Origin of the sequence: Pseudomonas sp. PLMAX (assembly GCF_046042685.1) — a bacterium.
Taxonomy (GTDB): domain Bacteria; phylum Pseudomonadota; class Gammaproteobacteria; order Pseudomonadales; family Pseudomonadaceae; genus Aquipseudomonas; species Aquipseudomonas putida_AE.
This window is the reverse complement of record NZ_CP064950.1, coordinates 692,538-701,277: the sequence shown is the minus strand read 5'-3', so window position 1 is coordinate 701,277 and position 8,740 is coordinate 692,538. Positions and strand designations below refer to the sequence as shown.

At 54.9% G+C, this 8,740-nt stretch carries 11 protein-coding genes; 4 read left to right on the top strand and 7 right to left on the bottom strand.

Annotated elements, in window-relative coordinates; genetic code table 11:
* Positions 1–111: 111 nt before the first annotated feature.
* Together DKB71_RS36300 and DKB71_RS36295 are read right to left on the bottom strand one after the other, a co-directional pair.
* Positions 112–930: a hypothetical protein gene (locus DKB71_RS36300; RefSeq protein WP_408601437.1), complete on the bottom strand. Its 819-nt coding sequence runs from the start codon at positions 928–930 to the stop codon at positions 112–114.
* A 1-nt stretch (position 931) separates the two neighbouring features.
* Positions 932–1,294, bottom strand: coding sequence for a hypothetical protein (locus tag DKB71_RS36295; protein WP_408601436.1), 363 nt, complete (start codon positions 1,292–1,294; stop codon positions 932–934).
* Positions 1,295–1,430: 136 nt separating this feature from the next.
* On the opposite strand from DKB71_RS36295, the gene DKB71_RS36290 reads away from it, so the two are divergent.
* From DKB71_RS36290 to DKB71_RS36280, 3 genes are all read left to right on the top strand, one after another.
* Positions 1,431–2,627: a hypothetical protein gene (locus tag DKB71_RS36290; protein ID WP_408601435.1), complete on the top strand. Its 1,197-nt coding sequence runs from the start codon at positions 1,431–1,433 to the stop codon at positions 2,625–2,627.
* Positions 2,628–2,699: 72 nt separating this feature from the next.
* Complete coding sequence (locus tag DKB71_RS36285; RefSeq protein ID WP_408601434.1) at positions 2,700–3,098, top strand: ProQ/FINO family protein; 399 nt, start codon at positions 2,700–2,702, stop codon at positions 3,096–3,098.
* A 123-nt stretch (positions 3,099–3,221) separates the two neighbouring features.
* Complete coding sequence (locus tag DKB71_RS36280; protein WP_408601433.1) at positions 3,222–4,091, top strand: hypothetical protein; 870 nt, start codon at positions 3,222–3,224, stop codon at positions 4,089–4,091.
* Positions 4,092–4,139: 48 nt separating this feature from the next.
* On the opposite strand, the gene DKB71_RS36275 is transcribed toward DKB71_RS36280, so the two are convergent.
* Complete coding sequence (locus tag DKB71_RS36275; protein WP_408601432.1) at positions 4,140–4,436, bottom strand: hypothetical protein; 297 nt, start codon at positions 4,434–4,436, stop codon at positions 4,140–4,142.
* Positions 4,437–4,948: 512 nt separating this feature from the next.
* Positions 4,949–5,497 carry a hypothetical protein gene (locus DKB71_RS36270; protein WP_408601431.1) on the bottom strand — a complete coding sequence of 183 codons (549 nt, stop codon included), beginning with the start codon at positions 5,495–5,497 and terminating at the stop codon, positions 4,949–4,951.
* Between the two features lie 170 nt (positions 5,498–5,667).
* Between DKB71_RS36270 and DKB71_RS36265 the strand changes: the two genes are divergently transcribed.
* Entirely contained in the window at positions 5,668–6,939 is a 1,272-nt protein-coding gene (locus DKB71_RS36265; RefSeq protein ID WP_408601430.1) for a hypothetical protein, read from the top strand.
* A gap of 53 nt (positions 6,940–6,992) precedes the next feature.
* Here DKB71_RS36265 and DKB71_RS36260 read toward each other — a convergent pair whose 3' ends face one another.
* Genes DKB71_RS36260 through DKB71_RS36250 form a run of 3 tightly spaced genes read right to left on the bottom strand, consistent with a single transcriptional unit; the run spans position 6,993 to position 8,628 of the window.
* Entirely contained in the window at positions 6,993–7,556 is a 564-nt protein-coding gene (locus DKB71_RS36260; RefSeq protein WP_408601429.1) for a hypothetical protein, read from the bottom strand.
* A 33-nt stretch (positions 7,557–7,589) separates the two neighbouring features.
* Positions 7,590–8,429 (bottom strand): hypothetical protein, encoded by an 840-nt coding sequence (locus DKB71_RS36255; RefSeq protein WP_408601428.1) that lies wholly within the window; start codon positions 8,427–8,429, stop codon positions 7,590–7,592.
* A gap of 22 nt (positions 8,430–8,451) precedes the next feature.
* On the bottom strand, positions 8,452–8,628 hold the full coding sequence (locus tag DKB71_RS36250; protein ID WP_408601426.1) for a hypothetical protein: 177 nt from the start codon (positions 8,626–8,628) through the stop codon (positions 8,452–8,454).
* Positions 8,629–8,740 lie beyond the last annotated feature (112 nt).

The window sequence follows — 8,740 nt, the reverse complement described above, 5'->3', positions numbered from 1 at the left end:
TAAATCCTTTAAGAAATCAGCGGAATCAGGTCAGCGGAACGGAAAAGCCCCAAGATGCAGTTGAGAGGGGCCATTCTATGCTTACCTGCTGACAATTTCTCGCTATTGTTCCTAGAGGATTACGCCCGCGATTGATGGCTGACGGGCAGCCAGAAGTGCCTTTGGCCGGCCAATATCTGCCAGCGCCAAGCCAAGCCGCTCATCTCCCAATGCATCACCTTGCATGATCATTGCCGTAAAGCGTTCCACTACCGCCGTCCTCGACCACTGTGCAGGGATAAGCGCCAGCGATGACTCTGTTTCGTGGTAGTGGTACCGGCCACCGTGCCCAGCAACAAAGTCTTGAACGAATGCCCTGAGCTTGAGGAAAAGCTCAGGCTCCTTTCGCTCTAACGCATGTCTGAGGAGTGCTGGCGCCTCCATGGCGGCGTAGATAGGTTCGACAGAGCCTGCGGCACTCTTCGGGAAGACCATCCTGGCATTAAACCTGACCAGATCAGGAAGCGCCTGCATCGCCGAGAAACAGAGCGCTGCGCCATCCGCCTGCAGCTGCTTGGCATTTGCCCTGGCCATTTCTAGGTAAGGGGTCGACCAGGGTTTGATGACGTCCCACGCCCTGCTCTTCCGATAGTTGCGGTACAGGAGCGTAAGGCCATGGTCGGCCAGGATGAGTTGGTGGTCGTGGAGAGGATCCCAACCTGAGACCTGGGCCACCTGCCCTGCTGATCGAGATGTCACGCCCACACAGAAGGCCTGGTACCGGATTTCATCCCAGAGCTCTGCTTGTTCTGCTGTGGCCCAGCCAATAACGTCGCCGGTAGGCGTCTCGACCATGGGGTAAATGCCCGCAGCGTTTGCCCATTTCTGCTGGAAAAGCGATCCGTCGAGGTCGGTGAAGCACAACGCCTCGAACAATCCCCGGCGCCGCATGTCATTCCCCTCGGCGCAACGGGCGCAGCAGCTCTTGAATACGCCGGTTAAGCCGGGACGCATGCCCGCCGATAAGCCCGCTGTTTTCAGTGCGCGACTCTCTGTGAATTTCCATCAGCTCCTCCCAGTGAGGGAGCAAAGCCGCAAATCCTGGGACAAGCGTTGCTATCGTTGGAAGCTCTTTGGCCATGTCCGGGAACGCGTCGATCAGATCTGCGCAGCCGGCAAAGCCTTTGCTGCCGCTCGGGCCGACAAAACTGCCTGACCTGGCACCCATTGCGATGGAAACCATCGTCATGCTGCTGGCCGATCTCGGCGCTTTTGCCATCCACTGACCCAAGCGCTGAAAGTCATCGATATTCATTTGGCAATTTTGCTCTAATGCTGCGCTTTTAAGAGGCAAACATCATAGCCTTCATCCAATTCTTGGACAATGTTCTGGCTGTTTGATTGTGCCTCTTCGACCGCACCCTGGATAATGAGAAAAAACATGGAAAACCATGATGACCACGACTCCTCATTTCCCACATCCAAGCCCTCATCGCTACGGTGTGATGTCTGCGCTGTTTCGCAAAAAGCCCGATGATGTTGACGATGGCTACTACGGTAACGAGACCCAGGTATTCGAGAGCATTGGTAAAAAAGCGCATCTGATCTACGCGCTCAGGCCCGACCTCCTTTCCGACGTTTTGGCCAACCTCAGGCTTTGGTATGCAGGTGAGGAGATCAAAAACCTTACGAACCTGGATAAGCTCATCGCCAAAGAGCATTCCGGTGAAGACGCTAAAAGCGAACCCACCTACTACCTCTCCCCTGAGATGGCCCGCGTTCATGCGTTGTACCATTCCTCGCGCCATCTTGATATCAACTGGGGAAGCTTCGCCAGCGTCTTAAACGGTCTTGATGCAAAGGACGTGGATGACGTTCGTGGCCTGTTCCAGTTCCTGGATATTGATTTCGATGCAGTGCTTGCTGCCGGCCAGCTGGGATTTGATCTGCCTGAGCCAAAAGGCGATAGCCTGCACAAGCAAGAATTTTCAGGCAGCGTTTTCGTCCTCGATCCGGTGAAACAGACCTGGACTCGCGAGGACATCCTTGCCTCAAAGCTCACCATCCTCATGGATGAGCAGTTCTGGAATCTGGAAACCGCCGCCTACTCCACGAGATCCAAGGAAATTGCTCGAGCTGGTTCGATGGAGGACGCATTGCTCTTGAGCAGCCTGTACATCGACAACCTGAGGAAGTACTTCAAGTCATCGATGGATTACAGGCACTCCATTCTTGATGATGCTAGCGACCCAACGCCTGTATCCATCCAGATTCTCGTCAATAAAGACGTGATCGTGCAGGGAAAATTGAAAGAAGACTTCGTTGATGCCGATGAGCGATCCCCTGACCATCTGCACCACAAAATGCTCATGACCACCAACACCTGGGAACGGCGGATCGATAGGGAGAAGATCCCTCATCTGGAGGCTGAGATCGAAAAGGATCAGCATCGCTGGAGCGAAAACGTTCGTGGTGACACCTTCGATCAGACGCTTTCCGCTCGGATCAAGAGCAACAAAGAAGCCATCAGAGCGTGTGATTTCTTCATCAAGAATGAGGATCTTGTCTCCCTGATTCTCCAGGTGGACAAGCAGCTTGGTAAGTACCAGCACGCTACCAAGTACTTCACCCAAGACCTCGGCGTTTGAGCCTTCCAGCATGATTTTGGGGGTGTGGCGTGGTATTCTGCGAGCCTGATTTCACACACCCCTGAGTTCCCAATGGCCACGATCACTGCTATTCGCAGACAACGTCAGTTCGAGCAGATGCTCGGCAATCTCCATGAGCTGCAACAGCGCTTCCCGAAAGCTTTTCCGGTGAAAGACTCTGAGCTGGTGGTCTCCCCACTCAAAATCAACATTGCGCAAGACATGGTCGACGCCCTGAAAGGCAGCGAACTGGAGCTCTCGCTCAACCAGGTGCACAAAGTCCTGCAGTTCTGGTGCTCCAGGCGTTTCTACCTGAAAGCGTTTAAGACTTCCTCCCACCGCATTGATCTCGCCGGCGAGCCTTTCGAGCTGGTGACCGATACCGACCGTGAATACGCCCAGAAGCGCCGGGATGCGATTGATCTCCAGCGGGCCATGATGGATCCGCCCTTCACACCACCTTTGTCCTGACCAACCTGGGCCTTTTCCGTGACTCCCGATCATCCTCGTAAAATCAAAGGCACCAACGGTCTGAGTGCGATTGCGACCCTTCAAAGGGCCGACAAGACATCGTATAGAAAGGCCTCGAATGTCATGCGTATCGAGTGTGATAACGGGGATCGGTTCGAAGCGCATATCGCCCCTGAGCTTTACAGCCCTGGTTTTGTCGACAAAGTACTCAGCGCCTTTCGCTTCAATCCGCCCTGGCGCGAGAACTTCAGGCTGTTCACGCATGAGCACGCCGCCACTGAGCTGGTTTACAAGACTGGTAAGGTTGGCTGTGTCGACGTGAGGCTCAAGCCCTTTGTCCAAGCGCTCAATGACCAGGGCTTCCCAACGCTGAAGAGCTGTGAGGGTGATAGGCACCCCATGGGGCGTGCGCCCTACATCAGATTCGTGGATGCGATGCCGGAGGCCCTTGAGCGCGTCTGGATGGCCTTGGGCTGGGTGAACTTGGATAGGACGGTTACGCCCCTGCCAATCCGTGGCCACACGGAGGCCTTCTCTCAGATGTTCTTCCTCATCCTGGATGACTGGTTGAACAATGACCTTGATGAGAGTGGCCGGCGCTATGCCCTCACCCGATCTCCGGTACCGCCGATTCCTGAGTTTCCCCCGGTCAACGACCAGGAGCTTCAAGAGCACCAGCGTAAGGTTGGTAAGAAGGCCCAGCGCCTCAACCGCAAGGGCTCCCAGGAAACCACGTTCGATGACCTGGTAAAGCTGCGAAGCGGACGAGACTCCTACTCGACGATGAAGCTACCTGCCCTTCTGGATGCCCTTGAGGGCGATCCTGAGGTGCCGCACATCCAGAGAGTCATCAAGTCAGTCCCTGACCTTCAGCGAGCTCTACGCTGGCGCCTTCGAGGCCTTACCCTTGAGATCATCCTGCGCAAGTACGAAGTCGATCTCATCCTCTCCCGGCACGCTGAGCTGAAGAAGCGTAACGCCGAGCAAGGCTGATCAAAGGCGGGTCAATGCCCGCCAACCCCGTTGTTCGAAATCGATCCGTCAATTGACCGGCTTTGTTGCCTTCCAGACGCAGTCATCCAGGTGTTGTTCGACATCAATCCATGATTTAACCGGCTTTGTTGCCTTCCAGACGCAGTCATCCAGGTGTTGTTCGACATCAATCCATGATTTAACCGGCTTTGTTGCCTTCCAGACGCAGTCATCCAGGTGTTGTTCGACATCAATCCATGATTTAACCGCATTCATAGGGGAGTCGCCTGCTCCGCTGGCGCCGGCCCCCGCACCCCACCAGACAGGTTTTGATCTTGATTTTCCGCCAGCCTTTGCTTTTCTCATTACTGACCAATCCGCCCTTGCCGGCATCCTTGTACTGCACAACCACCCTGCCCTTACCTCAACGCCTCATCCGTGTTCACCTTGTCATTGCCTGGCGTCGTCCGCCCCGCTTCACGCTTGTGCTGGCGCCAGCATCAAATGCGCAAGATAGTTTCAAGCAAAGTCAAAAGCTTGGTGGATAAAAGCAAAAGCAAAAGACTTTCGGCTAGAAGCAAACAGCAACAGCAACAGCCTTGCTGCGCTTAAGATCAAAAGCCTGAGCGTTGAAGGTCAAAAGCGAGAATGCTGAAGAGCAACAGCAAAGCCTTTTTCTTTAAAAGCTTTCGGGGGAAAAGCTTCTGCGCCTTTCCGATCTCGGATCGGCCAGACGACCAGGGCTACCTGGAGGAACGCGACAGCGGATTTTTGTGCCCAAACAAAGCTTGTCCGCCTTTGCTCTTTCGGCTGCGGCCAGGCGTGGTTACTTGGTGATGCCAGGAATGAAAAGAGCGCCCGGTGGGCGCCCTGTGTTGTTAGAACATCGAGAGCTGATCAGGCTCTACCTGGGCTGCCTTGAGGCGGCGCTCGATTTTCTCGGAATGGAACATGTCTGCTTCAGGGTTCAGCTTCTTGCGAACGCCCTCAAAGTACGCCAGCAGCCATTCAGAGTCTTTAGCATGCTGAACCTTCGTGTCCTTACCGTAGCGCTGCACGTAGTAGTGCTCAAGGCGCATTGAGGTCTTGCCCAGGGCTTGGAGGATTTCTGGGTGGCGCTGGAACTTGGCGTCATTCCCTTCCATGATCACCTGGCGGAAACGCTCCGGGTGCCATTTCTTCACTTCTGGCAAATCACGGCCACGCTCTTTGGCTTCCCAGCCATGCAGGTGGCGTAAGGATTCGTCTTGGCGGGTCAGCCAGTACCAGAAACCCTCCATGGACGCGAAGTTCCCGAACTCCTTGTGGCAGAAAGGCGTATGGGCGAAATGGGAAAGGGCTTTCCCAAGATCCGTCTGTGCCCTGCTGTAGATGTTCAGGTGCTCCGTCCCATCAAGTTTGTGGTCGATTTCCCTTGCTTTGGCCATGTCAGAATCCCCGGCTGTTCCGTTTCACCTATTCCTACAGGATATCAATGCCGCACTGGGCAAAGAAAGGCTGGTCAAACGATATGCATCAATTGTCAGCGGCGATGAATCACCAGTAAGATGCGCGGGTATTTTCTCCCACAAACGATTGCTCCACTTTCGAGGCACTCATGTTCAAAAAAGCACTCCTCCCCCTGTTCATTGTTGCAGCCCTCTCCGGCTGTAATGACGGTACCGCTGACGGCACCAGCCAAGCGGCCTTGACCGAGTCGCTCGGCAAGATGACCACCAAGATCCCTATCCAAGAGAAACAAACACAATTCGCTGATGATGTTTCGCTGCTTCAGAAAAACTTCACGATGGATCAGCTGCAGACCGACCTGAATGGCAAAAATGCCGAACAGATCATGCAGGTGGCTGCAGATCTGCGCAGCAAGCTCGAGGCCGAGCAACAGCAGAAGGCTGACGCAGAAGCTGCCCAGCAGGCTCTGATCGCTGAACAAGCCAAGGCCAGCGCCATCGCCAGCATCCAGTCCGAGCTGAAAGAGCTGGGCGAAAAGCTGAATGCCGAGAACTACAAGAAGCTGATCAAGGTCGACAACGCCAAGTTCACCACCGTGAAGAACGAAGTCACCGGCGAATTCGATCCGATCATCTCCCTGGCCGTGACCAACAACGGCGACCGCGTGCTCTACTCCGTCACGCTGGACGGTTCCCTGGTTGCCCCGAACGTAGCGACCCCGGTCTACGCCGGCCCGCTGGAGCTGGAAGTTGAGGAAGGCCTGAAGGCTGGTGAAAGCCAGAATCTGCAGATCAAGCCTACCCTGATCAGCGAATGGCGCTCGGTTACCGCCCCTGAAGGCTCTGTATTGACCCTCAAGGTCAAGGACATCAAAGACAAGACCGGTGAAAGCCTGGTCAATGGTCTGTCCTTCACCGAAGAGGATGGCCTGCAGTTCAAGGAACTGATGCAGCAACTGATGGCGCTGGATCCAGATGGCTTCAAAGCTCAGGTTGATTCGATCAAGTCCGTCCCTGTGAACGCCGCTGGCGTCGTTCTGTCTGCTGTGGAAGCCGCAAAGACTGAAGCGGCTCCAGTATCCGTAACTGAACAAGCCGAAGCTGAAGCGGCCCCTGAGGCTGCTGTAGGCGATCAAGCGCCTGAAACGGCAGCTGATGAGCCGGTAGCAACCATTGAAGAGGTTGAGGCCCTGGAAGCGGCACCGGCTGCTGTAGAGCCTGCTCCAGTGCTTCTGCCTGAGACTGAAGTCAAAGCGGCTACCAAAGCCGAGTTGGCGTCAGCGCCAGCGCAGGAAGAGGTCAAGACTGATGACTCCGCGCCTGAGTTCGGTAAGATCCAGGCACCTGATGAAGCTGCAGATCCAGCGGCAGAGCCGGCACCGGTTGCAGCGCCAACCGTGGCCCCGACGAAGAACTTCTGATCGTCGAGTAACAAAGAAGGCCGCGAAAGCGGCCTTTTCTTTTGGTGTGTTCCTTAAGCGGTGGTCAGTTCCTGATCCAGCACCCTGGCCTTCGCCACAACTGCCTTCCAGACCACCTTCCAGAACACCAGCTCCTCATCTGTAGCCTTGTAGGCAAGGCTTGCCTCGACGACATCAGAGAGGTTTTCCAGGTGGAGGAATGATTGAAGGGCTTCAGCGTTCAGTTCCGCCCGGTAATGCTCCAGGGTTTCGAAAGCATCCGCGCACGCATCATTGCTCAAGACACCCCTGCTCCGGAGCCGGCACAGATTGTCTTCGACGTTCCAGAAGAAGATAGGCAGATCGATCTCCTGGTTGTCGATGCTCGACTGGCAGCGGGCCGCAATCGAGTCTGAGCACTTGCTGGCGAGGAAGCTCACGATATCCTGGCCAACCTCATGCGCCGGGAAGAACACCTGACGAACCCCATGACTCTGGCTAACGATCAGCAGCAGACCTTCAGCGTCATACTGAAACATCAGCCTCAGCTCTTGTCGTGGCAGCCGTGGGTCAATCAGTTTGATCCTGAATGCCCTGGATACAGCATTGCGACTGGTGTAAGAGCCAATTGTGATCATCGTTTCCATCCTGAGGTCAATATTCCCGCTTCGTTACAGACTCGGGCCATCAATAATTAAACGATTTTGCCCTGTTTTTACTGCACTTCCAAGCGTTACCTGCCCAATGGCAGCCTCTGCTTCAGCCACAAGCGAAGTGCCAAGCTGGCGCTTCAGCTCCCTGAGCAGCGTAGGACTGGAATTCTCATCAACGCTCTGGATCAGGTCGACAGCCATGGCCACCTTGCGTTCCTGTGGAGCATCCTGGTGTCGTACCAAGACCTCGGCAACGCCATCAAAGCTCGAAAGCGACGTTAGTTTGTCACCAAAATAAAGCAAATCGCGGTCGACCTTCACTGTTGTGGGACAGTTGAGAGGGAGGCACGCGTCGTGTCTGGCCAGGTAGACATTGCAGAAGGCCGCAATGGGGCGCGGGACTGCTTGCTTGGCATGCAGCGTCACCAGTTGGCCCAGCGAGAAGCCTTTCTTGAAGAGCTGCTCAGCTTCGACCAGGTCTTCGTCCGAAGAGCCCGCTTCTGGCGAATGAATGAACATAAATTGCCCAATGGTTCTTAAGTCCAGAACACCGAGCGCTTTGGCTTCCTTCTGTGAGTAAGCGATCCCGGTGCCGTAGCTTTGCGCCATGTGCTTGAGAGCGTGAAGCTCCAGACCTTTGACGACGTCGGCGCAGGCTTTGATTTCCATCAGCCCGTCATCGAGCACCGGCCTTACAAAATACTGGTGCGAGAAGCTCGGGAAGCGCTTGATGTCTTTGCTGGTGAGCAGCTCACTGAGGCTGGCCATCGCTGCCTGATGATCACCGGCCTTCATGGCAGAGCGGTAATCCTCGTGGAGTGATTCGGTGGTAGGTTTTGCTGGCGTGGAGGGATTCATTGTTGACCTCTAGTTGTTGTTTTCAGTGGCCACTATTGGCCAACCAAACTCCGGCAAACGGAGCGAAAGTAATCAGCGCCAGACAGCTAAAGGAGACCCACTGCAAACGACGTGTTGTCTTCTTAAGTTGCTGTTGCATGTCATTTAAGACGGCAGGCACTGGTCTCTCAGATGATTGCTTTTCAATATCAAACTTCATTACCAGAACCATCCAAAAGTTAAAAACCCCGGCATTGCCGGGGTCTTTGAATGCCCCTTAAGGGACTCAGTAAAGCTCTGGGGAATATAGCGGCATCATCCCCCAAAGCCAA

What these genes read in the sequence shown, in the direction of transcription:
- DKB71_RS36300 (WP_408601437.1), bottom strand. Translation starts at nt 930, where the DNA reads ATGCGGCGCCGGGGATTGTTCGAGGCGTTGTGCTTCACCGACCTCGAC.
- DKB71_RS36295 (WP_408601436.1), bottom strand. Translation starts at nt 1,294, where the DNA reads ATGAATATCGATGACTTTCAGCGCTTGGGTCAGTGGATGGCAAAAGCG.
- DKB71_RS36290 (WP_408601435.1), top strand. Translation starts at nt 1,431, where the DNA reads ATGATGACCACGACTCCTCATTTCCCACATCCAAGCCCTCATCGCTAC.
- DKB71_RS36285 (WP_408601434.1), top strand. Translation starts at nt 2,700, where the DNA reads ATGGCCACGATCACTGCTATTCGCAGACAACGTCAGTTCGAGCAGATG.
- DKB71_RS36280 (WP_408601433.1), top strand. Translation starts at nt 3,222, where the DNA reads ATGCGTATCGAGTGTGATAACGGGGATCGGTTCGAAGCGCATATCGCC.
- DKB71_RS36275 (WP_408601432.1), bottom strand. Translation starts at nt 4,436, where the DNA reads ATGAGAAAAGCAAAGGCTGGCGGAAAATCAAGATCAAAACCTGTCTGG.
- DKB71_RS36270 (WP_408601431.1), bottom strand. Translation starts at nt 5,497, where the DNA reads ATGGCCAAAGCAAGGGAAATCGACCACAAACTTGATGGGACGGAGCAC.
- DKB71_RS36265 (WP_408601430.1), top strand. Translation starts at nt 5,668, where the DNA reads ATGTTCAAAAAAGCACTCCTCCCCCTGTTCATTGTTGCAGCCCTCTCC.
- DKB71_RS36260 (WP_408601429.1), bottom strand. Translation starts at nt 7,556, where the DNA reads ATGATCACAATTGGCTCTTACACCAGTCGCAATGCTGTATCCAGGGCA.
- DKB71_RS36255 (WP_408601428.1), bottom strand. Translation starts at nt 8,429, where the DNA reads ATGAATCCCTCCACGCCAGCAAAACCTACCACCGAATCACTCCACGAG.
- DKB71_RS36250 (WP_408601426.1), bottom strand. Translation starts at nt 8,628, where the DNA reads ATGAAGTTTGATATTGAAAAGCAATCATCTGAGAGACCAGTGCCTGCC.